The 24,598-nt window shown below is 57.7% G+C and carries 21 protein-coding genes; 9 read left to right on the plus strand and 12 right to left on the minus strand.

What is annotated here, in order from left to right:
- Positions 1-45 precede the first annotated feature (45 nt).
- The gene (locus tag KYE_RS06715; RefSeq protein WP_008171697.1) at positions 46-360 is read left to right on the plus strand and encodes an SCP2 sterol-binding domain-containing protein; all 315 of its coding nucleotides are present in this window, start codon (positions 46-48) and stop codon (positions 358-360) included.
- A 63-nt stretch (positions 361-423) separates the two neighbouring features.
- On the opposite strand, the gene KYE_RS06720 is transcribed toward KYE_RS06715, so the two are convergent.
- The 5 genes from KYE_RS06720 to KYE_RS06740 form a co-directional block, all read right to left on the minus strand.
- Positions 424-1,071, minus strand: a complete 648-nt coding sequence (locus KYE_RS06720) for a hypothetical protein (protein ID WP_008171698.1) — start codon at positions 1,069-1,071, stop codon at positions 424-426.
- Between the two features lie 4 nt (positions 1,072-1,075).
- Positions 1,076-2,782, minus strand: coding sequence for a hypothetical protein (locus KYE_RS06725; protein ID WP_008171700.1), 1,707 nt, complete (start codon positions 2,780-2,782; stop codon positions 1,076-1,078).
- A gap of 218 nt (positions 2,783-3,000) precedes the next feature.
- A complete protein-coding gene (gene dnaQ, locus KYE_RS06730) occupies positions 3,001-3,711 on the minus strand; it encodes a DNA polymerase III subunit epsilon (RefSeq protein ID WP_008171703.1) in 711 nt (236 codons plus the stop codon).
- Between the two features lie 38 nt (positions 3,712-3,749).
- On the minus strand, positions 3,750-4,193 hold the full coding sequence (gene rnhA, locus KYE_RS06735; protein WP_008171705.1) for a ribonuclease HI: 444 nt from the start codon (positions 4,191-4,193) through the stop codon (positions 3,750-3,752).
- 28 nt (positions 4,194-4,221) lie between these two features.
- Positions 4,222-5,016 (minus strand): class I SAM-dependent methyltransferase, encoded by a 795-nt coding sequence (locus tag KYE_RS06740; protein ID WP_039881902.1) that lies wholly within the window; start codon positions 5,014-5,016, stop codon positions 4,222-4,224.
- Positions 5,017-5,112: 96 nt separating this feature from the next.
- Between KYE_RS06740 and gloB the strand changes: the two genes are divergently transcribed.
- The 7 genes from gloB to KYE_RS06775 all read left to right on the plus strand — a co-directional run bounded on the left by gloB (position 5,113) and on the right by KYE_RS06775 (position 14,195).
- Positions 5,113-5,907 (plus strand): hydroxyacylglutathione hydrolase, encoded by a 795-nt coding sequence (gloB, locus tag KYE_RS06745; protein WP_008171709.1) that lies wholly within the window; start codon positions 5,113-5,115, stop codon positions 5,905-5,907.
- 168 nt (positions 5,908-6,075) lie between these two features.
- A complete protein-coding gene (locus KYE_RS06750) occupies positions 6,076-7,776 on the plus strand; it encodes a LysM peptidoglycan-binding domain-containing protein (RefSeq protein WP_008171711.1) in 1,701 nt (566 codons plus the stop codon).
- Positions 7,777-7,788: 12 nt separating this feature from the next.
- Positions 7,789-9,612, plus strand: coding sequence for an extracellular solute-binding protein (locus tag KYE_RS06755; RefSeq protein WP_039881892.1), 1,824 nt, complete (start codon positions 7,789-7,791; stop codon positions 9,610-9,612).
- A 15-nt stretch (positions 9,613-9,627) separates the two neighbouring features.
- Positions 9,628-10,713, plus strand: a complete 1,086-nt coding sequence (locus KYE_RS06760; protein WP_008171714.1) for a microcin C ABC transporter permease YejB — start codon at positions 9,628-9,630, stop codon at positions 10,711-10,713.
- Positions 10,710-11,738, plus strand: a complete 1,029-nt coding sequence (locus KYE_RS06765; protein WP_008171717.1) for an ABC transporter permease — start codon at positions 10,710-10,712, stop codon at positions 11,736-11,738. Before KYE_RS06760 ends, KYE_RS06765 begins: the two co-directional genes overlap by 4 nt.
- A gap of 1 nt (position 11,739) precedes the next feature.
- Positions 11,740-13,344 (plus strand): ABC transporter ATP-binding protein, encoded by a 1,605-nt coding sequence (locus KYE_RS06770; RefSeq protein WP_008171718.1) that lies wholly within the window; start codon positions 11,740-11,742, stop codon positions 13,342-13,344.
- Positions 13,345-13,409: 65 nt separating this feature from the next.
- Positions 13,410-14,195 (plus strand): enoyl-ACP reductase, encoded by a 786-nt coding sequence (locus KYE_RS06775; protein ID WP_008171720.1) that lies wholly within the window; start codon positions 13,410-13,412, stop codon positions 14,193-14,195.
- A gap of 71 nt (positions 14,196-14,266) precedes the next feature.
- Here the strand turns inward: KYE_RS06775 and KYE_RS06780 are convergent, their stop codons facing one another.
- Together KYE_RS06780 and KYE_RS06785 are read right to left on the minus strand one after the other, a co-directional pair.
- Positions 14,267-14,671, minus strand: a complete 405-nt coding sequence (locus tag KYE_RS06780; RefSeq protein ID WP_008171722.1) for a PilZ domain-containing protein — start codon at positions 14,669-14,671, stop codon at positions 14,267-14,269.
- Positions 14,672-14,696: 25 nt separating this feature from the next.
- Complete coding sequence (locus KYE_RS06785) at positions 14,697-16,520, minus strand: DUF1631 family protein (RefSeq protein ID WP_008171723.1); 1,824 nt, start codon at positions 16,518-16,520, stop codon at positions 14,697-14,699.
- A 175-nt stretch (positions 16,521-16,695) separates the two neighbouring features.
- Here KYE_RS06785 and KYE_RS06790 point away from each other — a divergent pair, with 175 nt between their 5' ends.
- Entirely contained in the window at positions 16,696-17,772 is a 1,077-nt protein-coding gene (locus KYE_RS06790; RefSeq protein WP_008171726.1) for a 3-deoxy-7-phosphoheptulonate synthase, read from the plus strand.
- Positions 17,773-17,799: 27 nt separating this feature from the next.
- Here KYE_RS06790 and cobA read toward each other — a convergent pair whose 3' ends face one another.
- The 5 genes from cobA to KYE_RS22140 form a co-directional block, all read right to left on the minus strand.
- Positions 17,800-18,657, minus strand: coding sequence for a uroporphyrinogen-III C-methyltransferase (cobA, locus tag KYE_RS06795; protein WP_008171728.1), 858 nt, complete (start codon positions 18,655-18,657; stop codon positions 17,800-17,802).
- Complete coding sequence (serS, locus tag KYE_RS06800) at positions 18,654-19,928, minus strand: serine--tRNA ligase (RefSeq protein ID WP_008171730.1); 1,275 nt, start codon at positions 19,926-19,928, stop codon at positions 18,654-18,656. Before serS ends, cobA begins: the two co-directional genes overlap by 4 nt.
- Positions 19,929-20,016: 88 nt before the next feature.
- Entirely contained in the window at positions 20,017-21,354 is a 1,338-nt protein-coding gene (locus KYE_RS06805) for a replication-associated recombination protein A (RefSeq protein ID WP_008171733.1), read from the minus strand.
- Positions 21,354-22,001 carry an outer membrane lipoprotein chaperone LolA gene (lolA, locus tag KYE_RS06810; RefSeq protein WP_008171735.1) on the minus strand — a complete coding sequence of 216 codons (648 nt, stop codon included), beginning with the start codon at positions 21,999-22,001 and terminating at the stop codon, positions 21,354-21,356. Before lolA ends, KYE_RS06805 begins: the two co-directional genes overlap by 1 nt.
- A 12-nt stretch (positions 22,002-22,013) precedes the next feature.
- Positions 22,014-24,596: a DNA translocase FtsK gene (locus KYE_RS22140; protein ID WP_008171737.1), complete on the minus strand. Its 2,583-nt coding sequence runs from the start codon at positions 24,594-24,596 to the stop codon at positions 22,014-22,016.
- Between the last annotated feature and the right edge of the window lie 2 nt (positions 24,597-24,598).

Below are 24,598 nucleotides of genomic sequence, written 5' to 3' on the forward strand. Positions count from 1 at the left end.
AAGCCGTCGTGATCATGACTAGACAACCATCAAAAGGGTAAAACAATGTCTGTAGCTCAGGTATTTGAACAACTCGAACAGAATTTCAACGCAGACGCAGCTCAAGGCCTGGACCTGGTATTCCAGTTCGACATCGAGGACGACAAGACCTACCACCTCGTTATTAATGACGGCACCTGCAAAATGCACGAAGGCGCCCATGACGATCCATCCGTTACCCTGATCATGAACTCCGAAACCCTGCAGGGCATCGTTTCAGGCGAGACCGACGGCATGCAGGCATTCATGGCAGGTCAACTGCGCGCCGAAGGCGATATGATGCTGGCAACCAAATTGGGCGAACTGTTCAAGATGGGCTGATTGCCCCCCGTCAAGCACAAAAAAGCCTGCGTCTCGACGCAGGCTTTTTTTATGCCCGAGAATCTATTGATTCCAGAACTGCACGGCTTCCCTCGCCTGCTCGTTTACCGGAACAGCAACCAGACCCGAAGAGGATAGCTTTACCTCGAAAACAGCCCCATCCCGCATTGGCATGAACGTCATGCTTCCGTCCACGGCCTCCACAAACGGCAAGTTGAATTGACGGTCCCACTGCCAGAGATCAGGCCAGATGCCTTCAGCGAGGCCTATGGAAGTCCTCGGAGCCGACCTCTCCTGCTCAAGCGACGTGTAACGCCCACTCAATTGCTCGAGCCGGTAACCGGGAGCGATATCAAGCCAACGGAAGGGGCCGGTAAAACGGAGAATCCTGGCGTCAATCTGCCATTGATCGCCCTGCAGCGTTCTCACCACAGACAACCCATCCTGACTCTGAAGGGAAACCTGCCAGATCTGTTCGGCCTGTCTCTGGGTGGAGATGCTTGCCGCGGTCTGCAAGCCTACCAGTGAATGATAGCTGCTCAGATTTACCGCAATCACGAGGACATATAAACCGGCCAGAATGACACCGAAAACCGCCGTTCCTTTAATCCAGGTGAGCAACCATCGGGGGTGCCTGAAAAACAGCAGGCCCGCTATAACCATCACAGCGCCGGCAGCGGCCAGTACAATGATAGCGAGCGTGTGGGACATGGAACTACAAACCTACATCGTCCAGCGACGATTCAGCCAGTTTCAGTAGATCTACGTTGCGGTCTTCGCTTTTGCCAATACTCTCGATGTAGTACTCCAGCGAAGTCAGAGCGTCCGCCAGCGCCTCGAGCACCTGGGCGGCTGGCGCTTCCTTCGCATCCAGCAAGCGCTCCTGGATTGAAGCCGCAACCCGCTCAAGAACCCCGGCGGCTCCGGGATCATTCACCATTTGCAGGCCACCCCAGATGCTGTGCAGGGTTGCAGGCAGATTGGCAAGATGCAGTTTGTCGTAGTCGGATTCGATAAAAGCGGTGATTGCACGCTTTGCCAGGGTCAATGCCCCACGGGCTTCGTCAGCCACGACATAGAGCGCCTCACGGAGGTAGACAGACTCCTCCCGCTTGCGTTCACCACCGGCCAACGCGTCGGTTTCCGACGTGATGCCGCGGGTCACGATCTGCATGACGGCGTCTTCGATTCCCAGGACGGAATCGGCGAGTCGATACAGTTCATCATCACCGGGCAAGCGAGATTCTGCTTCCCAACCCCGAAGCTTGCTCGCCTCTTCTCTTGAAACGCCCGCCAGCTTGTTCAGGTCAAGCATCACCAAAGTGTTGGCCAGTCGTTCGAGGGCATCGGCAATCGAAGACAGCTCCGCCAGATCCGGCTCGATACCGCGTTCAATGATGTCCAGCTTGTCCTTCAACTGGTTCAGTTCATCCTGAAGGGCTTCCGAAAGGGATTTAAGGACATCACTGCCAGGACCGTACAACCTGCTCGCATGGGCTTCCAGCATGGAATCCGGAAAATCCGCCGGCGCGAGATGGTAAGCGGATAACACCTCGGTAACTTCAGGGTTAGCAGACCCGCTGCGGTACAGCAGATAGACCAGATCCCGAATCAGCGAATCCGGCGCGTCTTTACCCGTGGCAACCTTGCCCACGTACACCACTTCCCGGGCGTACTTCTCGATCCGCATGAACATGCGCTTGCGGGCCTTGTTAAAGACCATAGCGCGATCAAGCATGGTGTCCGCAACAATGCCGACAAGGCACCACATCTGCCCCATAGGTGCGCCCTGGCAAAGGCGGGCAAGTCCTCTCGAAGCGCGGCCAATCAATTTCTTGTTTACCACATCGTTCCGGTCGCGAAGAATTCCCAAAAGCGCAACCTGGAAGGTCAGGCGCATGCGACGCGCCATGACTTCGTAATCCGCCTCATTGCCTTCAAACGGCTGCAATGACAAACCGGCACAAAAATCCGGCCTCTCTTTGACATCGACATCAAAAAAACAGGATTCGGGATAGGGTTTTTCCCGGCGGGCCTCTCGGAGGTCATTGATCACGGGAAGCAACAGCTCGGGATGATCTTCCCGCTGCTGATGATAGTACTCGACATAGCGCCGAAGAATGAACAGAGCGCTATTGAGGGTAGTAAGGAGGATGTTTTTGTCGTCATTAGCGCCAACGGGAACGTCGTTGGCCATAGTTACTGCTTCCTGGCACAGCAGGGTTCCGCCCCGCAGCTCCACCAGAATAAAAATGCCCCGCAACTGGTTGATGAAATCAACACAGTTCTGGAGATCCTCACCCCTTTCGCGGTTTTCCTGAAAGCGTTCAAGGCTGGATTCTGCCTGCTTGATGGTCTGCTCTATTTCACTTTTGACCAGATCAAACGACTGCGATTTCGTCGCGAGAGACGACTGAACCATAAACGCTTCCCGTTAATGTTGCGGAGACTACCGCATCCTCTTTGGTGGTCACTGGTCCGGCTGTCGCGTACCAGGCCTTTTTGTTCTGGGCCGGCTAACCCCTTTTCCGGCCAAAGCCAGTTCGCAAAAAACTGGCGAACTTATCATTACTTATAACATAAAACTCAAGTACCTCAAGAAAGGCGGAATGTAACATTTGGTACAGCCCGACCCAGTTCTCATTCCGGGCTCTGGAGTTTACCCCACACAGTTTCGCCCGCCTGTTTTTCGAGCAGGGACATGAACTCTTCGTGGGCTTCGGCCTCTGAACTGGAGGCACGAACCACCGACAGGGGCGCTCTGTCAGCAGGCAGCCTTCGAATTCCGCCGTTACCGCCACCGTTCTCGGATCCGGCATCCAGTGACAGCGCGGTCTGGCCACCGGTAAGCAGGAGGTAAACATCGGCCAGGATCTCCGCATCCAGCAACGCGCCGTGGAGGTCACGGTTGCTGTTGTCCACACCGTAGCGCTTGCAGAGCGCATCAAGGTTGTTCTTCTGCCCCGGGTGACGGGCCCTTGCGATAGCGAGCGAGTCCACGATTCCGCAGTGGTCCGCGGTTTTCCGTACCGGCTTGAGACGGGCGAATTCCGAGTCCATGAAGCCGACGTCGAACGCAGCGTTATGGATAACCAGCTCGGCGCCCTTGATGAACTCGAAGAACTCATCGGCGATTTCCGCGAAACGGGGTTTGTCGGCAAGGAACTCGTTGGTGATGCCGTGAACAGTGATCGCCTCAGCCTCTACTTCCCGGTCCGGGTTGATATAGACATGGTAGTTGCGGCCGGTGAGCTGGCGCTCCATCAATTCAACACAACCGATCTCGATGATCCGGTGACCTTCTGCCGGGTCGATACCCGTGGTTTCTGTATCCAGTACGATCTGTCTCATTGCCTGTACCTGGTTAACTGTATTTATGCGCTCTGAATCTATGCGCCGGAAAGCTCGTCGACACCGCGATTGGCCAGTTCATCCGCCAGTTCATTGTCAGGAACACCAGAGTGCCCTTTTACCCAGTGCCAGTTAATCTGGTGCCGGGCCACTTCGGCATCCAGCTCGCGCCAGAGATCTTCGTTCTTCACGGGCTTTTTCGCGGAGGTCTTCCAGCCGTTCCGCTTCCAGCCTGCCATCCATTCCGTAATGCCTTTGCGCACGTACTGCGAATCCGTAAACAGCTCCACCTCGCACGGGCGCTTCAGGGCCTCCAGACCACGGATGGCTGCCATTAATTCCATGCGGTTGTTCGTGGTATTCGCCTCCCCGCCGTGCAGGGTCTTTCGATTGTCGCCATAGCGCAAAACCACGCCCCAGCCGCCGGGCCCGGGGTTGCCTTTGCAGGCGCCATCCGTATAGAGGGTTACCTTGCCGGCCATTCAGCCTCCTGATTTAATTTTCGGTGATTCACTTCGGTCTGTTAATCGGCGAGCCACTGCGGCTGCAACCTCGGGAGGCGCCAACGGTACCGGTGCCCGGCAGGGCAATCACCTTGCTTTGGCGCCAGACGGGGCGCCTTGGCAACCGGGCGTGGACGCGTTTTTTGGCAAGGATACAGTAATAGGCGCCTACTGGCAGGAGTCGATTTCCGGACAAACGGTTGTCAATCCGGCTCGTCGGCTTGCGACCACTGCGCTGCAGTGGTGGCCTGAAAAACCGGGTAATCGACGCTTCGACATTAAAGCCCAGCAAGTGCAGCCAGTCTTCCATGCGTCTGCGCAAGAGGAAGCGACCGCCCCACGGGCCCTCGCTGCTCCTGGAGATCAGTTTGCGCGCGCCCCAGAGGCTCAGAGGGTTAAAACCAAACAGCGCCATCGTGCCCTCTCCCCGGAGCACGCGCGCCGCCTCGCGAATCACCTGGTGAGGGTAAGGAGAGAAATCGGCCGTGTGATGCAGCACGACAAGATCCATCGAGTCACCGGGAAAGGCCAGCTCGTCGGCATCGCAGATGGCGACTCCATCCGGAATATGGGGATACCATCTTGGCGCTGTCATGATCTTCTGGGAAAAATCCGTGCCGGTAGCCAATGGCAGCCGATGGCTGATCCCCACCTGCAACTGCCTGGCGCCTGTCAGACGCTGTAGCTCGGCGTCGACAAAGCGTCTCTGGTCGGCCAACAGTGCCCGACCAAGCGGGGTCTGGAACCAGCGCTCAAAGCTCTCATGTCTGGCGGAATAATCAACTGCCTCGGATTCACTCACCAATGCGCCACTCCAGGAAGCCCTTTCCCATGGTTGGGGCCTTGTATTTAATGCTCTATCATATCAGTCACATTCGATAAGCACATGTGGGGCCCTATGCTGACCATTTCCGCCATACCCGCCTTCAGTGACAACTATATCTGGTGCCTTTCCGACACCGCCAGCGACAAGGCGCTGATCGTGGACCCGGGCCAGGCCCAACCGGTCCTGGACCATCTGGCCGAGAACGGACTGACCCTGGATACCATTCTGGTGACCCACCATCATCCGGACCATGTCGGCGGTGTCAAAGAATTGCTCTCCCGTTTTCCGGATTGCAGGGTAACGGGCCCCGCGGATTCGCCCTACAAAGGCAGTACCAACCTGGTTCATCCCGGTGACGAGGTGATCTGGGAAGATATCACCTTCCAGGTCCTGGGCGTTCCCGGCCATACTCTCGATCATATTGCCTACTTCACCGACGTCGAGGTAAATGGTCGGCCGGTTCTCTTCTGTGGCGATACCCTTTTTGTCTGTGGATGCGGACGTCTGTTCGAGGGCTCACCGGAGCAGATGCGTCAGTCTCTTCAGACCCTCCGGGCGCTGCCTGGCAAGACCGCCGTTTACTGCGCCCACGAGTACACCCTCGCGAACCTGCGCTTTGCCCGCAGCTGGTTGCCGGAAGACGAAGGTCTCCGGACGTTCGAGCAGGAGTGTCAGGCCGCCCGCGATGCAGGAGAACCGACGGTTCCTTCAATCCTCGAGAACGAGAAACGGCTCAATCCGTTTCTGCGGTGGGATGATCCGGCGGTAGTGGACTCCGCCCGGGCCTATTGCTCAAGCCGCGGCCTGCCCGCCGATTCCGATAACGCTATTTTTGCGGCCATTCGCCACGGCAAGGATAATTTCTGACGCCTGGTGATACGCACTTAACAAATCCTCTCAGAGCCGTAACGAGAGGTTTCTTGACCCCTTTTTAATCGGTCCCATAGAATCATTTCAAAATTGTGACCGTAAATTGTTCAATATGCCGGAGTTTCAGATGCTGAATCCGGCCTCAACCTGAACCCGGATGCTGTTATGTCGGCCAGACGATTGTCGTTTTTGTTTTTCGCCGGAGCCCTCGCAAGTGGCTGCACCAGCCTGATCAGCCAGGGAGAGCAAAGCCCGCTGAACACACAGGAAGTCACGGTCGCCGCGGGCGATGAAGGGCTCAAGAAAGCTGTCGAGACCGGAGAAAACCGTGACGCTGCCCGCGACGAGCCGCTGGACGAAGCTATTGCTCCGGAATTGAAGGATGCTGCCAGGGATGCCCGGGAGAAGCTCGACAATCCGGTTCAGAAAACCGCTGAGGCGGAGGCAGTTGAGCAAGATCTGTGGGCAAGACTGCGCTCAGGATTTGTTCTGGATCACGATATCGACAATGAACGGGTTCGGGACCAGTTGAACTGGTATGCCCGACATCCCGGCTACATTGACCGGGTTGTGGAACGCGGCAGTCGCTACCTTCACTATATCGTCAACGAGACCGAAAAGCGGGGCTTGCCTGCCGAATATGCTCTGCTCCCCGTTGTTGAAAGCGCGTTCGATCCGTTTGCGTACTCCCATGGGCGCGCGGCCGGTCTCTGGCAATTCATTCCCTCCACGGGCAAATACTTTGGCCTGACACAGAGCTGGTGGCACGATGACCGTCGTGACGTCATCGCCGCAACCGACGCTGCCCTGACCTATCTCGAGCGCCTCGCAAACCGGTTTGATGGCGACCACACGCTCGCCCTTGCCGCCTACAACAGCGGCGGCGGCACGGTTTCCAGCGCCATGCGCCGCAACCGGAACGCCAACAAGCCGACAGACTTCTGGTCTCTTCACCTGCCCCGGGAGACCAGACACTACGTCCCCAAACTGATTGCTCTGGCGAAAATATTCGACAATCCCGAGGCCTATGGCATTGAACTGCCATCGCTGAAAGACGAACCCTACTTCGAAGTTGTTGATACCGGCTCCCAGCTCGACCTTGCCCAGGCGGCAGAACTGGCCGGAGTAGATGTCGACGAGATCTACCTCCTGAACCCCTCCTACAATCGCTGGGCAACTTCGCCGGATGGACCTCACCGGTTGCTCGTTCCGGTTGGGAATGCGGAGACGTTCCGTGCCGCCCTGGCTGAAATTCCAGCCAATCAACGGGTGTCCTGGCGCAACTACGAAGTCAAATCCGGAGACAGTCTCAATTCGATCTCCCGCAAGTTCTCCACAACGCCGTCAGTGCTGCAGCAGGTCAACAATCTGGACAGCGACCTGATACGAATTGGCCAGCGCCTGATGATTCCCTTTGCTTCCAAGGGCAGCGATGCTTACGCCCTGAGCGCCTCCCAGCGCCTTGAGCGCAAACAGGAGCGTAAGCGGGACGGTAACAAGGTTCGTTACACGGTGCGCAAGGGCGACACCTTCTGGGACATTGCCCGCGAGCACCGGGTGTCCGTACGTGAAGTTGCTGCCTGGAACGGTATGGCGCCGGGCGATCCGCTGATACCCGGCAAGGAACTGGTCATCTGGTCCAAAACCAGTCAGCCGACGGTTGTGGCAGCCAACAGTGGCCGTGGCAAGGCTATGGTTCGGAAAGTAGGCTACCGGGTGCGCAAAGGCGACTCCCTTGCCCGGATTGCCAGCAGGTTTTCCGTGAATGTGCGGGACATCGCAAGCTGGAACGATCTGAATACCGCCCGTTATCTGCAACCCGGGCAAAGTCTGGTACTCTACGTTGATATCCGAAACAGTCCCTGACGTGCGAGACTTATGACAAGAACACGGAAAGCCTCATCCCTTACGTCGTTTTTATCAGCCCTGGCACTTATTGCCACACCGCTTATCTCACCCTTTTCCGTCGCCGACGAGGCAATGCCAGCCCATGGCATTGCCATGCACGGGGACACCAAATACCCCGCCGGGTTCAGCCACTTCGATTACGTGAATCCGGAAGCCCCGAAAGGCGGCACCCTGAAAATGGCGGTTGTTGCCAACGGCTTCGACTCATTCAATCCTTTTGATATCCGGGGTGTTGCCGCCGCGGGCATCAGCAACTATCTGTATGACACACTCCTTGAGTCGTCTGACGATGAGCCCTTTTCGGCCTACGGCCTGATTGCCGAATCCCTGGAGACACCCGAAGACCGGAGCTATGTGGTTTTCAATATCCGTGAACAGGCGCGGTTCCACGATGGCGAAGCCATTACCGCTGAGGATGTGAAATTCTCCTTCGACACGCTTACTACCCAGGGGCACCCCTTCTTCCGGAACTACTACGCTGACGTCGAAACAGTCACGATAGAAAGCCCTCAGCGAGTACGTTTTGACTTCAAGGAAACCAGCAATCGGGAGCTGCCGCTGATCCTCGGCCAGATGCCCATTTTGCCCCAACACTACTGGGCCGATCGCGAATTTGGCAAGAATGGCCTCAACCCGCCGTTGGGCAGTGGCCCCTACCGGATTGGTGACTTCGAAGCAGGCCGGTCGATTACTTACGAACGGGTTGACGATTACTGGGCACAGGATCTTGGCGTCCGGAATGGCCGCTTCAACTTCGATCAGATCACCTACGACTACTACACCGATGACACCGTGGCGCTGGAGGCGTTCAAGGCCGGCAGTTTCGATTTCCGGTTGGAGTCTTCTGCCAAGAACTGGGCCACAGCCTACACCGGGGAGCGTTTCGAAAACGGCACGATCATCAAGGAAGCCATCGAGCATCACCGGCCTTCAGGCATGCAGGGTTTTGCCTTCAACACCCGCAGAAAGGTGTTTTCCGACCCGCTGGTTCGTGAAGCGCTGGCCTATGGTTTCGACTTCCAGTGGGCCAACAAGAACCTCTTCTTCGACCAGTACACCCGTACTGACAGCTACTTTGAAAACAGCGATCTCGCTTCCTCGGGTCTCCCCACCGGCCGTGAACTGGAAATACTCGAACCTTACCGGGATCAGTTGCCCGATGATGTGTTTACCGAGGAGTACCAGCCACCCACCACCGAAGGCCAGCAGGGCCTCCGCGAGAATCTGAGGACGGCTCTGGGTCTGCTCAAGTCCGCCGGGTATATCATCCGCGATGGCAAGATGGTACACGGCGAAACCGGCGAACCACTGGCGTTCGAAATCCTGCTGTTCCAGAAAAGCTTCGAGCGGGTGGTTCTGCCTTTCAAGAACAACCTCGGCCGTCTCGGTATCGATGTGACCGTACGCCTCGTGGACAGCAACCAGTACATCCAGCGCCTGCGGGAATTCGATTTCGATATGATCACCCAGGTGTTCGGCCAATCGGATTCCCCGGGCAATGAACAGCGGGAATACTGGCATTCATCCACCGTGGATGCCAAAGGCTCACGGAATTACATGGGCGTGAGCGATCCGGTGATCGACGAGCTTGTGAACATGGTCATTCAGGCGCCAAACCGAGAGGAACTGGTTTACCGGGTTCGCGCCTTGGACCGGGTTCTGCTGCACCACTATTATGTGATTCCTCACTGGCACCTGAGAAGCGACCGTGTCGCCTACTGGAACCATCTGCAACGTCCAGCCGAGACGCCGAAAAACGGCATTGATCTGGACAACTGGTGGGCGAAGCCCTGAGGAAAACGCCGCCAAATGGGCATCTACATACTCAGGCGTCTGGCGCTGATCATCCCCACGCTGATCGGAATCATGCTGCTCAACTTTGTCATTGTGCAGGCGGCCCCCGGTGGTCCCGTTGAGCAGCTTATCGCTGAGATGGAAGGCCACGGCGGCAGCGCGCTGGCCCGGGCTTCCGGTGGTGGAACAGGTGGCGAGGTAGCCGACTCTTCCGGCGACACGCGTGGTTCCCGCGGCATACCCGATGAGCTTCTGAAAGAAATCGAAGTGATGTATGGCTTCGACAAGCCTGCTCACGAACGCTTCTTCAAGATGCTTGGCGATTACGCCACCTTCAACTTCGGTGATTCCTTCTTCCGGGAAAAAAGCGTCATCGACCTGATAATCGATAAAATGCCCGTTTCGATCTCCCTGGGGCTGTGGTCGACGCTGATCATCTATTTTATTTCCATCCCCCTGGGCATCCGGAAAGCCGTTACAGACGGCTCCAGGTTCGATGTCTGGACCAGCTCAGCCATTGTAGTGGGCTACGCCATTCCGGGCTTCCTCTTCGCGATACTGCTCATCGTGTTGTTTGCCGGGGGCAGTTATTTCGACTGGTTTCCGCTCCGGGGCCTGACCTCTTCGAATTTCGACGAGCTTACCTGGTACCAGAAAATCGGGGATTACTTCTGGCACCTGGCGTTGCCCGTCACCGCAAATGTGATCGGCGGTTTTGCCACCCTGACCCTGCTTACCAAGAATTCCTTCCTGGATGAGATCGGAAAGCAGTACGTGGTAACCGCCCGCGCCAAGGGTCTGGACCAGAAAGAAGTGCTGTATGGCCACGTATTTCGCAATGCCATGCTGATCGTGATTGCCAGCCTGCCAGGCGTCCTTGTCGCTCTGTTCTTTACGGGCTCCCTGCTGATTGAAGTGATCTTCTCCCTCGACGGGCTCGGGCTGCTCGGTTTCGAGGCGGCCCTGAACCGCGACTATCCCGTGATCTTCGGCACCCTGTATATCTTCACCCTGATGGGCCTGATCCTGAAGCTGATCAGCGACATTACCTACGTCCTGGTCGATCCGCGGATCGATTTTGAAAGCCGGGAGGGTGCGTGAGTTTCCGGTCTCTGACTCCGATCCAACAGCGGCGCCTGCGGAACTTCCGGAAAAACCGCCGGGGTTTCTGGTCTTTGTGGATTTTTCTCGCCCTGTTCGGCCTGTCACTGGTCGCCGAGCTCATTGCCAACGACTCACCGCTGGTCGTGTCGTACAAAGGCGACCTCTACTTCCCGGTGGTCCAATCCGTGCCGGAAGAAACCTTTGGAGGTTTCCTGCCCACGGAAGCCGATTATCGCGATCCCTTTATCGCCGATGAGATAAGCGCCAACGGGTGGATGGTCTGGCCACCGATCCGGTTCAGCTACAACACCATCAATTACGATCTCGAGGTTCCGTCACCGGCGCCGCCGAGTGCAGAGAACTGGCTGGGGACCGACGATCAGGGCCGGGATGTTGCAGCCCGGGTGATCTATGGCTTCCGCATTTCGGTTCTGTTCGGCCTTACCCTGACCATCGCCAGTTGCATTGTCGGCGTAGTGGTCGGCGCCATCCAGGGCTTTTACGGCGGCAAAATTGATCTACTGGGCCAGCGCTTTATCGAGGTCTGGTCCGGCCTGCCGGTACTGTATCTGCTGATCATTCTCTCGAGCATTGTGCAGCCAAACTTCTGGTGGCTGCTGGGCATCATGCTGCTGTTCAGCTGGATGGGGCTGGTGGATGTGGTCCGTGCGGAATTCCTGCGTGCCCGTAACTTCGAATACGTCAAAGCTGCCCGTGCACTGGGTCTGGACAACCGCAAAATCATGTTCCGGCATATACTCCCCAATGCCATGGTAGCCACACTGACCTTCCTCCCGTTCATTCTGACGGGGGCAATTACCGGCCTGACCTCCCTGGATTTCCTGGGCTTTGGTCTGCCCTCCGGTTCACCCTCGTTGGGGGAACTGATTGCCCAGGGCAAGGCCAACCTGCATGCGCCCTGGCTGGGCATATCCGCCTTCGTATCGCTGTCGCTGATGCTCACCTTGCTGGTGTTCGTGGGTGAAGCCGTACGCGATGCCTTCGATCCGAGGAAGAGCTGATATGAGCCAGTTACTTCAGATTTCCGATCTTTCCATCTGTTTTGATCACGGGCTTCCAGCCGTCGAATCCCTGTCACTGGCAATCCGTGAAGGCGAGACCCTCGCACTGGTGGGCGAAAGCGGCTCCGGAAAATCCATTTCGGCACTGTCAATTCTTCGCCTCCTTGATGCGCGGCACACCAGCTACCCCAGCGGGCAGATCCGGTACCGCGATGAAGATCTTCTGCCCGCCACCGAGAAGCGCATGCGCCAGATCCGCGGCCGGGAGATAGGGATGATATTCCAGGAGCCCATGACATCCCTTAACCCGCTACATACCGTGGAAAAGCAGATTGGCGAAACCCTGGAACTGCACAAGGGAATGCGCGGGCCACAGGCAAAACAGCGCTGCCTGGAACTGCTACAACTCGTGGGGATACAGAACCCGGAAAGCAAGCTTGGCGCTTATCCCCACCAGTTGTCGGGGGGGCAAAAACAGCGGGTGATGATCGCCATGGCACTGGCCAATGAACCCGATCTCCTTATCGCGGACGAACCCACGACGGCATTGGATGTAACCGTCCAGAAACAGGTTCTCGAATTGCTCAGGGACCTTCAGAAGAAACTGGGTATGGCCATTCTTCTGATTACCCATGACCTGACCATCGTTCGCCGGTACGCCGACCGGGTGGCCGTCATGGAACATGGCAAACTCGTGGAAGAGGCCGATACCGATGCCCTGTTTGCCAGCCCACAACACCCCTATACACGAAAGCTTCTGGATGCCGAGCCCCCGGAGGCGCCCCTACCCCTCGATAAACGTGCAGAACCGTTGCTGGCTGTTGAGCGACTGGACGTGCGTTTCCCGATACGAAAGAGCCTTTTGGGCAAGGTGAAGGAATCCTTTCACGCTGTGCAGGGCGCCGATTTCCAGCTCAATCGCGGCGAAACGCTCGGAATCGTCGGGGAAAGTGGCAGCGGCAAAACCACCATCGGCCATGCGCTGCTGAAGCTTACCGCCAGTACCGGAAGTATCCGCCTCGCGGGCGAGGAGCTGGCGTTTCTTAACCAGAAGGATTTCAGGCCCTGGCGAAGGCGCGTGCAGATTGTCTTTCAGGATCCGTTTGGCAGCCTCAGTCCCAGAATGTCCATTGCCGAAATTGTCCGCGAAGGGCTGGAGATCCACGACGCGGAAAACGCAGCCGAACACGACAGCAAAGTGATTCGCGCGCTCACCGACGTTGGCCTTGATCCGGAGGCACGGCATCGTTATCCACACGAATTCTCTGGCGGCCAGCGCCAACGCATTGCCATCGCCCGGGCTCTGGTGCTGCAGCCCGACCTGATCATTCTGGACGAACCCACATCCGCCCTGGACCGCACCGTGCAGAAGCAGGTCATTGAACTGTTGAGGGCTATCCAGACCCGTTATGGTCTAAGCTATATCTTTATCAGCCATGACCTGGCTGTGGTGCGCGCCCTGAGCCATAAGCTGCTGGTGCTGCAGCATGGCCGGATCGTGGAATATGGTGACGCGGCCAGGATTTTCGATGCACCGCAGGCGGAGTACACCCGTGAACTGCTGAACGCCGCGTTCTTTTACCAGAAACCAACTACGACTATTTGAGCGTTACCCCGACCAGAGCACTCAGGGATAATGCTCGCAAATCAGGAACACAGGGAGAACGACCCATGGGAATCCTCAGTGGCAAGAAAGCACTGATCGTTGGCGTAGCCAGCAAACTGTCCATTGCTTACGGTATCGCCGAGGCCTTCGCCCGCGAGGGTGCCGAACTGGCGTTTACCTACCAGAATGAAAAACTTCAGCCACGGGTTGAGAAGTTCGCCGAACAGTGGGGAAGCAAGCTGACTTTCCCCTGCGATGTCGCAAGCGACGAAGAAATTGAAAACGTCTTCAAAGAGCTGGGCAAGCACTGGGACAACATCGACATCATTGTGCATGCTGTCGGCTATGCGCCTGGACACGAGCTGGACGGCAACTACGTCGACGTGACCACCCGTGATGGCTTCCGCATTGCCCACGATATCAGCTCCTACAGCTTTGTCGCGCTGGCCAAGGGTGCCCGCGGCATGATGCATGAAGGCAGCTCGCTGATTACCCTGAGCTACCTGGGCGCTGAGAAGGTTCTGCAGAACTACAATGTGATGGGCTTGGCCAAGGCTTCCCTGGAAGCCAATGTTCGCTACATGGCCGCCAGCCTGGGCCGGGACGGCATTCGTGTGAATGGCATTTCCGCGGGTCCGATCAAGACCCTGGCCGCCTCTGGCATCAAGAGCTTCCGTAAGATGCTGGCCGAAAATGCCAGGCGTGCGCCGCTGCGGCGCAACGTCACCATCGACGAAGTGGGTAATGCTGCCGCATTCCTCGGCTCTGATATGTCCTCCGGTATTACCGGCGAGATCATGTACGTGGACGGCGGCTTCAACATTACCGGAATGGGTGAACTTGAAGAGTAAGTCTCACCCTCCCCGAACGTAAAAGAGCCGGCGTTATGCCGGCTCTTTTCGTTGGATTGCACGGACAAGAGTCAATCCTGGGCCATCGCCGAGGCCACGGCCTCCACCCACTCGACGTATGCGGTTTCGTCAGACTCAATGATTCGCGCCCCCACCAGAAAGCTCGACTCGTTGGGTCGACACCAGACCACTTCGACCATCAGACCGAAAGGCTGGGCATGGTTACCAAGAAATACGCTCGCCGGCAGCAGGGCCCCCAGGGAAAGGGGTTCGTCAGCTGTCAGGCAAAGGCCACTGGCCGAAATATCACGAATACCGCAGACAAGGTCCCGCTCCTCGGCTCCGGTTTCTTCCGGCAAGCCGGACTCAAGCTCGAGTATTGCCCTGGCTCGCGCCGTAAGACGGTAATCTGCCCGATTGTCCTGATCAACGGGCGGCTCATTCCGGGTTCCAAAGCTATAGTCATTATCTGTCATTTTTGTTTTTCCTGCTTCGGCAATATCAGTTGCGGCCAACGCGAATCCGCCCGACTACCCTGCTAAGGGTGTCGTCGAATTCCGCGGAGGTTCCCAGAACCCGGATGCGTCCTCCGACAATCCCCTCAACCAGGGCGTCCTCGAGAAATTCGCGCCTGTTCAGGCCCAGACGGTCCACAAACACGAGCTTTCTCGACGCATTGATGCGCACGGCCAGTTTCAGACGGGCAGGTTCATCAGACGTTTCATCGGGTTCAACGACAATCCAGCCACCAAGCTTGATAGCATCCACCTGTTTCTCGGCCAGCAGTGTTCTTTCCTTCCGGATCCGTTCCTTTTCAGCCTGTTCATCGGCGAGTCGTTGCTCTTCATCGGCTTGCCGCTGGCGCTCAAGCTCGGCTTCACGCTCCGCTTCCTCAGCTCTGCGCCGTTCTTCCGCGGCTTCTTTTTCCCGCCTCAATTCCTCGGCACGCAGCCTGGCAGCTTCCGCCGCCTGCTCCCTCTGCCGACGCTGCTTCTCGCAGACACGGGCAAGCAGTTCCACGGTTTCTGCCAACACCGTTCCGAACGGCGTGAGCTGCGGCAATGGCCGGATCTGCTCCTGCTCAAGGGCCCTCTGAAACTCGCCCCAGGTCTGCAGCCCCAGTTTCACGCCGGCGCCGTTGGTCCAGAGGATTTCTGCCGACTCCGGTAAGAACGCATAGAAGTAACGGCGCTGCTCTGCGACACCCTCGCCCTCGACAAACCATTGCCCCTCATACGGTTCAAAAGCTTCTGCCGCGGGCACTTCGAAGCTGAGCCAGGTGCTGTCCCAGTGGAAGCTCCCCGCCGCCGGCAGGGCATCCACAAGATCCGGCGCCTCTCCTCTCAGCCTGGAAACCATAGCGGATTCGATCCCGGACAGGGACTCCGCAGGCAGTGATTCATTAAAAACCCGTTTCCAGACATCAAGGATCCGATCACCGATCTGTTCGCCCACGTGATAGAGCCGATTACGGTCCTTGTCGGAAAGCGACGGATCACCAATCCAGACCAGCCATTCCAGCAACTTGCTGCCATGTCGCAGGTTCTCTCCGTCGAGACCGGAATCCCAGATCGACTGTTTCAGCAGACCCTGCCAGTGATCAAGTATAAAGCGGACGATCGGAAGCGGCAGCTTGCGCCCCTGGAGAGCCCGACCGATTAATGCCCGGGAAGACTGCTCTGCCTTGCGCTGCTTTGCAGCGCCCTGCTCGGTTTCCAGCAGCCGTTGGCGGAGCTTTCCAACCTGGGCATTCCTCTTCCCGGCGTCTTCCTGCCAGCGATGACAGAATTCGTTAACCGGCTCCGTCTTGCCGGATTCAAAACTCGCGGAAACGGCGATAACCAGCGAATCCAGCTGATCCATCAGAACCTTGGCGGAACGGCCTCCGGAATCACTCCAGCCGCGCCACTCCTGAAGGCTGTCCAGCCACTCCAGTAGCGCCTTGCTGAAGGCTTTCTTGCCCTCCAGATTCATGCGCCAGGCAAGATAGAAGCGCAGCCTTGCCACCCGGCGGGCGAGGCTCGGATGCAGGCCGCTCGTCTTCAGGAACACGTCCATGATGCGGTCAGCCACATAGGCGGCGTTCACCTGTCGGGCTGACCACTCCAGATGAACAGATCGGATAACATGGGTAACCCGTTCGTCACGCTGTTCGGACCAGCAGGAAACCAGCAGTGGGCGCCAGTCGCTGACGGCGTCTGGTTCGAGCTTGCCAGCCGGGTATGGAAGGTCAGGAACACGAATGCCGGCCAGGACATCGTCAATCTTGCCTGAAACCGCTGCAACGGAAGGCACATCCTTCGGTCTCTGCCTGTTTTGCGACATCCGTTCCCCGTACTTAAGAAGCGTTGAAAAGGCCCTGTAAATAACGCAGTATAACCAACTCGCCGGGGTTTACCGCAACCGTGCACCGGCGCTATTCGCGTTAATCTGCAACCCTGTTGGCATATTCTATCGTCCACCAGGGCTGCAACGATCAGAATCGGGGAAGCAGAACAACATGTCGGGCAACAAACTAGAGAATCTGAATGTGGCGAGCCAGGAAGCACTGATCACTCCTGAAGCGCTGAAGAAGGAGATGCCGCTCTCCGACAAGGCCGCAGAAACCGTCTCAAAGGGCCGCCAGGCGATCTATGACATCATGGATGGCAAGGACCACCGGCTATTCGTCGTGGTAGGCCCCTGCTCCATTCACGATGTTGAAGCTGCGAGAGATTACGCCGCGCGCCTGAAGAAGCTTGCCGATGAAGTCAGCGACACGCTGCTGATCGTTATGCGTGTCTATTTCGAGAAGCCTCGCACAACAGTTGGCTGGAAAGGCCTCATCAACGATCCGCACCTGAACGACACCTTTGATATTGAGCAGGGCCTTCACATCGGTCGTCGTCTGCTGCTGGATATCAACGAGCTTGGCCTGCCCGCAGCCACCGAAGCGCTGGATCCGATCTCCCCGCAGTACCTGCAGGACACCATTGCCTGGTCCGCCATCGGCGCCCGTACTACCGAGTCGCAGACTCACCGCGAGATGAGCAGCGGCCTGTCCATGGCGATCGGTTTCAAGAACGGAACCGACGGCAGCCTGGACGTTGCGGTGAACGCCATGAAATCCGTGTCTCACCCCCACAGCTTCCTGGGCATCGACCAGCAGGGACAGGTGGCGATTATCCGCACCAAAGGCAATAACTACGGCCACGTTGTTCTTCGTGGCGGCGGTGGCAAACCCAACTACGATTCCGTGAGCGTCGCCCTGTGCGAACAGGCGCTGGATAAAGCAGGCTTGCGCAAGTCGATGATGATTGACTGCAGCCATGCCAACTCCAGCAAGGACCCGGCCATTCAGCCGCTGGTCATGCAGGATGTGACCCACCAGATCCTGGAAGGCAATACCTCGATCCAGAGCCTGATGGTGGAGAGCAACATCAACTGGGGTAACCAGTCCATTCCCGAGAATCTGGCAGATCTCAAGTACGGCGTATCGGTGACCGATGCCTGTATCGACTGGCCAACCACCGAAAAGGCCATTCGGGATATGCGCGATAAGTTGAAGGATGTCTTGCCCAAGCGCAAGATCGGCTGATCAAAGCATGATATAAAACGGGGAGCCTCAGCTCCCCGTTGTCATAACCCCACCTATCCAGTCCAGCCTTTCTCTCAGCGCGACTACTTGGCCGATAATAACCAGTGTTGGCGGCTGGACCGCTTCCGCCTCTACTCTTTCAACGATGTTGCAGAGATTCCCTGTAACCACGCGCTGATCCCTCGTTGTCCCCTTCGAGACCAACGCCACGGGCATTTCCTGGGACATACCGTGGGCGACCAACTGCCGGCAGATAATCGGCAGGCCAACCAGCCCCATGTAGAACACCAGGGTCTGGTTGTTCTGGACAAAGTCCTTCCAGGGTAGATCGCAGGTATCATTCTTCAGATGGCCGGTCACGAACCGGACTGACTGGGCATAATCCCGATGGGTGAGTGGGATTCCGGCGTAGGCCGCGCAGCCGGACGCGGCGGTTATACCCGGCACAACCTGAAATCGGACGCCGGCATCGGCGAGGGTTTCAATCTCTTCGCCACCGCGACCGAAGATAAACGGATCACCACCCTTGAGACGAACCACTTTTCGCCCCTGTCTGGCCAGATCCACCAGTCGCTGATTGATCTGATCCTGGGGCAAGGTGTGGTTGGCCCGCTGCTTGCCAACGTGAACCATCTCGGCGGTGTCCGGGATCATGGCCAGTATTTCCGGGGAAACCAGACGATCGTAGAGCACGACCTCGGCAGAAGTAATCAACCTCCAGGCCTTGAGTGTCAGCAGTTCAGGGTCTCCTGGCCCGGCCCCGACCAGGGCAACCTCACCCGCGGATGTGTTCGGGTTCGAAGTTACCGGATTAACCCTGTACCTTACTGGTGCAGGGGTTGCACCAACGCCCTTCCCTGGTGCGTTATCTGGCTGATCACTCATTGGATTCTGTCGACGCCTCCCATATACGGCTTGAGAACCTCCGGAACCACAATGCTGCCGTCAGCCTGCTGGTAATTCTCCATGACCGCAATCAGTGCACGACCAACGGCAAGCCCCGAACCGTTCAGGGTGTGGACGGGTTCGGGCTTTCCGGTTTCCGGGTTACGCCAACGGGCATGCATGCGGCGTGCCTGGAAATCACGGGTATTGGAGCAGGAAGAGATTTCACGGAACTTGTCCTGCCCCGGCAGCCAGACTTCCAGGTCATAGGTCTTGGCCGCCGAAAAGCCCATGTCGCCTCCACAGAGTGCAACCACGCGGTAAGGCAGCTCCAGCAACTGCAGCACCTTTTCGGCATGGCCAGTCAGGGCTTCCAGCGCGGCATCTGAATCCTCCGGACGAACCACCTGTACCAGCTCCACTTTGTCGAACTGGTGCTGACGGATCATGCCGCGAGTATCCCGGCCGTAAGAACCCGCTTCACTGCGGAAGCATGGCGTGTGGCAAACCATCTGCAGCGGCAGCTCAGCGGCATCAAGAATAGAATCCGATACCAGGTTGGTGGCAGGCACTTCCGCAGTGGGAATCAGGTACAGCGGATGCTCGCCTTCCGTTTTGAACAGGTCTTCCTCAAACTTCGGCAGTTGGCCTGTTCCGTAAAGGCTATCGGCATTAACCAGATATGGTACGTAGGTCTCCAGGTAGCCATGTTCCTGTGTGTGCAGATCCAGCATGAACTGGGCCAGAGCCCTGTGCAGCCGTGCCACCGGGCCACGCATGACGGCAAAGCGCGAATGGGCCAGGCGGGTCGCGGTCTCGAAGTCCAGGCCTTTCAGACTCTCACCCAGGGCAACGTGGTCCCTGGGCTCGAAATCAAAGCTCCTGGGCGTGCCCCAGGTGCGAATCTGAACGTTATCGTCTTCACTCTCGCCGGCTGGTACATCTTCATCCGGGAGATTCGGGATACCGGCCAGGAAGGCGTTGAGCTCCTCCTGGAGAGTGCGGAGCTCGTCTTCGGCTTCAGACTTCTGTTTCTTCAGGTCTTCCACCTCGTCCAACAGCGGCTGGATGTCCTCGCCGGCAGCCTTGGCCTTGCCGATCGACTTCGACCGCTTGTTCTGCTCGCTCTGCAGGTTTTCCGTGCTCACCTGAAGGGCACGGCGGCGTTCCTCAAGCTGCTCGAAGGTGGCGGTATCGAATTCGAAATTCTTGATGGTCAGCCGACGGGCGATCTCTTCTGTCTGGGTGCGGACACGTTTGGGATCGAGCATGATTATCCTGAATCTTCCGGTTAGCGATGTTTTGAATGACTGGCCATTATACCTGCACTGGCGCTCGTGGCTACCGCCGAAAAAAGGCTCAGGTGTAGCGTTTGCGGGGGCTTTCGGCGTTGCGGGAATCCAGACGCTGGCGTTTTTCAGCCAGTTTTATCTCGAGACCGCGGTTTACGGGCTCGTAGTAGCGGCGCTCATGAATGGCCTCGGGCAGGTAGGACTCCCCGGCGGCGAAGGCTTCGGGTTCATCATGAGCGTACCGATAAGTATCCCCATGGCCCATGCTCTTCATCAGCTTGGTGGGCGCATTGCGCAGGTGCACCGGCACTTCATAGTCCGGGTCCTGGCGGATGTCGGCCATACACCGATTGAAGGCGTTGTAAACCGCGTTGCTCTTGGGCGCCAGGGCCAGGTAGGTCACCGCCTGGGCCAGCGCCAGCTCCCCTTCTGGAGACCCCAGGCGTTCCTGAGCGTCCCAGGCTTCCATGCTTAGCTGCAGGGCCCGCGGATCGGCATTACCGATGTCCTCACTGGCTATCCGTACCAGACGGCGGGCAACGTAGAGCGGATCACAGCCGCCATCGAGCATCCGGCACAGCCAATACAGCGAGCCGTCCGGATCTGATCCGCGAACGGATTTATGCAACGCTGAGATCTGGTCGTAGAATACGTCACCGCCCTTGTCGAACCGGCGGAGGCTGGTCTGCATGACCTGCTCAAGCTGATCCGCCGTTACCCGATCCGTGCCGGCCTCATCCGGCTCTGCCAGGTCAGCCGCCACTTCCAGGATATTGAGAGCACGGCGGGCATCGCCACCAGACGCGGCCGCCATCAGGGTCAGCACGTCTTCATCAACTCGCAGGCGTCCACCAAATCCTTCATCAACTGTCAGCGCGCGGCGTAGCAACTGAAGGATGTCCTCTTCCTCAAGGTTCTTGAGCACGTAGACACGTGTTCTGGAAAGCAACGCACTGTTCAGCTCAAAAGAGGGATTCTCAGTGGTCGCACCAACGAAGATGAAGGTACCGTCTTCAATGTGGGGAAGAAACGCGTCCTGCTGGCTTTTGTTGAAGCGGTGAACCTCATCCACGAACAACAGAGTGTCCCGACCCTGTGACTGCTTGCGATTACGTGCCCGCTCAACAACGGCCCGGATCTCTTTCACACCGCTCAGTACGGCCGAAACCGTCTCGAAACTGAGATCGCTGACATTGGCCAGTAGTTGGGCGAAGGTGGTTTTACCGACTCCGGGAGGGCCCCAGAGGATCATCGAGTGAAGCTGGCCCTGCTCAACAGCGCGCCGCAGCGGTTTGCCGGGCCCGACCAGATGAGCCTGGCCCACATAGTCATTCAGGCTTGCCGGCCGCATTCTCGCGGCCAGCGGCCGAAAACCCGCGGATTCCGCGAACAGACTGTCCTGCATCAGGCCCCGTCCCGGATAATATCCACACCCTCCGGATAGTCGAGGGTGAACGCACCCGCTTCAACCGGTTCGTTCAGCCTGATCCGGTCGAAACTCAGTACGCTGAGCTGTGCCAGGGAATCCTGCATACGCATCTCCTGGAGCTCACCCTTGAAGAACGTCAGCCTGAGGGACGTAAAGAGGGAGTCCGGGCTTCTTGGCTCCAGAGTAAATTCACGGGTGTTGTCGCCTATCTGGCGACCGGACACCCTGTAGGTATCCTCCAGATTATCCACCTCACCGCTCAGTAAAAGCGCGGGTGTGGATTGCACTCGATCGTCGAGATTGTGGATCGTGACCTGTTCCAGGTCCGGATCGTAAACCTCCACGGTTTCGCCATTACTGACAATAAACTGCGACAAAGGCGCACTGGTCTCCCAGTAGAACAGCCCGGGGCGCTTGGCCTTCAGGGAGCCACGGGTTTCCTGAACCTTGTTGCCATTCTCGTTAACAACAATCTGGATAAAATCCGCCTGGTAGGACTCGTAGCCCTTCAGCAACGAGGCCAACTCGTTCGCGCTGTCGCTGCCCTCACTCGCACTCAGAGGGCCGGCAATAAACACCGCCATGACCAGGGTGGCCAGGCATTTCACAAAAGATCGTCCCATTGCTTGTTACTCCTAATCTCTGGGTGGCGGCGGAGCCAGAACTTCACGTGCCCCGTTGTGGCCTGCGGCGCTTACCACGCCGGATGCTTCCATGGCATCAACCAGGTTCGCTGCCCGGTTGTACCCGATCTTGAATTTTCGCTGTACCGAAGAAATCGAAACGCGCCGCCCTTCGGTAACGAACGCAACGGCCTCGTCGTAAAGGGCATCCCCTTCACTATCCCCGCCTCCTTCCGAGAGGTTGGGAACGCCCGGCAGGCTCTCGCCTTCAGCACCATTGAGAACATCGTCCACGTATACGGGCTCACCCCGAGCTTTCCAGGCACTCACCACGCGATGGACCTCATCGTCATCCACAAACGCACCATGCACTCGTACTGGCAGACCCGAACCCGGTGGCAGGTAAAGCATGTCACCATGCCCCAGGAGCTGCTCGGCACCACCCTGATCCAGCACCGTACGCGAATCGATCTTGGACGAGACCTGGAACGACATCCGGGTCGGAATGTTGGCCTTGATCAGGCCGGTGATTACATCCACCGATGGCCGCTGGGTGGCAAGGATCAAGTGAATACCGGCCGCCCGCGCCTTTTGCGCGATCCGGGCAATCAGTTCCTCAACTTTCTTGCCGACGATCATCATCATGTCGGCGAATTCATCAATCACCACGACGATGAAGGGAAGAGTGTCCAGCTCGGGGCGCTCCTGCTCGTCGTTGGCAAGGTATTCGTCCGGCTTCCAGAACGGGTCCAGTAATGGTTCACCGGCGGCCCTGGCGTCTTTGATCTTGCGGTTGTAGCCCGCCAGGTTACGGACCCCGAGGCTGGCCATGAGCTTGTACCGGCGCTCCATTTCAGCGACACACCAGCGTAGTGCGTTGGCCGCCTCCTTCATGTCGGTGACCACCGGCGCCAGCAGGTGCGGAATGCCGTCGTAGATGCTCAGTTCAAGCATCTTGGGGTCCACCATGATAAAGCGGACCTCTTCCGGGCCTGCCTTCAGCAGCATGCTGAGCAGCATGGCATTGACGCCGACCGATTTACCGGAACCGGTGGTGCCCGCCACCAGCAGGTGCGGCATTTTGGAGAGATTGGCAACCATCGGGTTGCCGCCAATGTCGTTACCCAGTGCCAGGGTCAGCGGTGAGTTCGACTCCTGAAACACCCGCGCGCCAAGCACTTCACTGAGCCGGACCATTTCCCGTTCTTCGTTGGGAATCTCGATACCGACCACAGACTTGCCAGGAATCACCTCGACTACCCGAACGCTCAGTACCGCCAGTGAGCGGGCCAGGTCCTTTGCGAGGTTGGAAATCTTGCTGACCTTCACACCTGGAGCCGGCTTGATCTCAAACCGGGTAATGACCGGGCCGGGATTGACCTCGACTACTTCAACGGATACCCCGAAATCCCCCAGCTTTTCCTCTAGCAGCCGTGACATATGTTCCAGGGATTCTTCGGAGTAGCCTCTTTCCTTATGCTCCTCCGGCGGGTCCAGAAGAGAAATCGGTGGAATCGGGCTTTCAATATCTTCCAGCAATGAAGGCTGCTTGTTGCCCTTGTCTTTGGACTGGGTCGGCTGTTCGTCCTTCTTGAAGGGCGAAATCTTCAGCGACCGTCCGGCAGACTGAGGAGATGCCTCGGGTTTGGCGGGTTTCCCGTTAGCGACAGGAGCCTCATCCCGTGAACTGAAGCTTTCGAGCCTTGCAGGTTCCGGGTCAACTTCGGCAGAGAGACCATCCAACGCGGGCTCTTTTCGACCGGTTTCTGGCTTCGACTCGGGCTTCGGGGCTTTTGGCTTCTTCGGCCCAAAGCCTGGAATCCGTTGCCACCAGCATGGTTTGTCGGCATCTGCTTTTTGCCGTTTGCTGTCCATGGCCGGCACACGGTCCTTGACCACAGGTGGCTCAGCTTTCGGTTCTGCTTTGGGCTCTGGCTTTTCCGACTTGGGCTTGCCTTTGAAAAGGCCTTTGATGGCAAGGCCCGTTCTGAGAGTCAAACCGCCCACCTGATCCATCAGCCAGAACCAGGAGAGACCGGTAGTAACCGTTAACGCGAACAGGAAAATGGCAATCAGCAGCAGGGTTGTTGCCGGCAGGTTGAAAAACCGCACCATAGCGTCGGCAACAGCCGTTCCAAGGACTCCGCCCGAGGACGCCCCCAGACCAAACACGGAATACAGTGACAACAGACTGGTTGCCGAGAGAAGAATCAGCAAGAAGCCACCGAAGCGCATCATGAAGAGTGGCCAGTGCAGATCCAGGGAATCGTTACGCCGACGGATGAGCATCAACGCGTATCCCGCAATCATGACCGGGAACAGATAGGCAACGTGGCCGAAGAAATCCATGAAAAGGCTGGCGAGCCAGGCACCAGTGCGGCCCGCATAATTCTGCACACTGGTGTCATGACCGATACTGGCCCAGCCCGGATCTGACGGGCTAAAGGTAACCAGTGCCATGGAAAGGTAGATGCAAAGGGCAATAAGCGCGATGACGGCGCCTTCGCGAGCGCCCTGGGCGGCCAGCCGGCGAAAGCGCTGCTGCTTCTCTGTCAGTTCCTGTGGTGCTTTCTTCGCTTTTGCAGATTCGGCCATGA

Source organism: Marinobacter manganoxydans MnI7-9 (genome assembly GCF_000235625.1).
Lineage (GTDB): Bacteria > Pseudomonadota > Gammaproteobacteria > Pseudomonadales > Oleiphilaceae > Marinobacter > Marinobacter manganoxydans.

Coding starts and splice junctions, on each gene's coding strand:
- KYE_RS06715 (WP_008171697.1), top strand. CDS start 46: ATGTCTGTAGCTCAGGTATTTGAACAACTCGAACAGAATTTCAACGCA.
- KYE_RS06720 (WP_008171698.1), bottom strand. CDS start 1,071: ATGTCCCACACGCTCGCTATCATTGTACTGGCCGCTGCCGGCGCTGTG.
- KYE_RS06725 (WP_008171700.1), bottom strand. CDS start 2,782: ATGGTTCAGTCGTCTCTCGCGACGAAATCGCAGTCGTTTGATCTGGTC.
- dnaQ (WP_008171703.1), bottom strand. CDS start 3,711: ATGAGACAGATCGTACTGGATACAGAAACCACGGGTATCGACCCGGCA.
- rnhA (WP_008171705.1), bottom strand. CDS start 4,193: ATGGCCGGCAAGGTAACCCTCTATACGGATGGCGCCTGCAAAGGCAAC.
- gloB (WP_008171709.1), top strand. CDS start 5,113: ATGCTGACCATTTCCGCCATACCCGCCTTCAGTGACAACTATATCTGG.
- KYE_RS06750 (WP_008171711.1), top strand. CDS start 6,076: ATGTCGGCCAGACGATTGTCGTTTTTGTTTTTCGCCGGAGCCCTCGCA.
- KYE_RS06755 (WP_039881892.1), top strand. CDS start 7,789: ATGACAAGAACACGGAAAGCCTCATCCCTTACGTCGTTTTTATCAGCC.
- KYE_RS06760 (WP_008171714.1), top strand. CDS start 9,628: ATGGGCATCTACATACTCAGGCGTCTGGCGCTGATCATCCCCACGCTG.
- KYE_RS06770 (WP_008171718.1), top strand. CDS start 11,740: ATGAGCCAGTTACTTCAGATTTCCGATCTTTCCATCTGTTTTGATCAC.
- KYE_RS06775 (WP_008171720.1), top strand. CDS start 13,410: ATGGGAATCCTCAGTGGCAAGAAAGCACTGATCGTTGGCGTAGCCAGC.
- KYE_RS06780 (WP_008171722.1), bottom strand. CDS start 14,671: ATGACAGATAATGACTATAGCTTTGGAACCCGGAATGAGCCGCCCGTT.
- KYE_RS06785 (WP_008171723.1), bottom strand. CDS start 16,520: ATGTCGCAAAACAGGCAGAGACCGAAGGATGTGCCTTCCGTTGCAGCG.
- KYE_RS06790 (WP_008171726.1), top strand. CDS start 16,696: ATGTCGGGCAACAAACTAGAGAATCTGAATGTGGCGAGCCAGGAAGCA.
- cobA (WP_008171728.1), bottom strand. CDS start 18,657: ATGAGTGATCAGCCAGATAACGCACCAGGGAAGGGCGTTGGTGCAACC.
- serS (WP_008171730.1), bottom strand. CDS start 19,928: ATGCTCGATCCCAAACGTGTCCGCACCCAGACAGAAGAGATCGCCCGT.
- KYE_RS06805 (WP_008171733.1), bottom strand. CDS start 21,354: ATGCAGGACAGTCTGTTCGCGGAATCCGCGGGTTTTCGGCCGCTGGCC.
- lolA (WP_008171735.1), bottom strand. CDS start 22,001: ATGGGACGATCTTTTGTGAAATGCCTGGCCACCCTGGTCATGGCGGTG.
- KYE_RS22140 (WP_008171737.1), bottom strand. CDS start 24,596: ATGGCCGAATCTGCAAAAGCGAAGAAAGCACCACAGGAACTGACAGAG.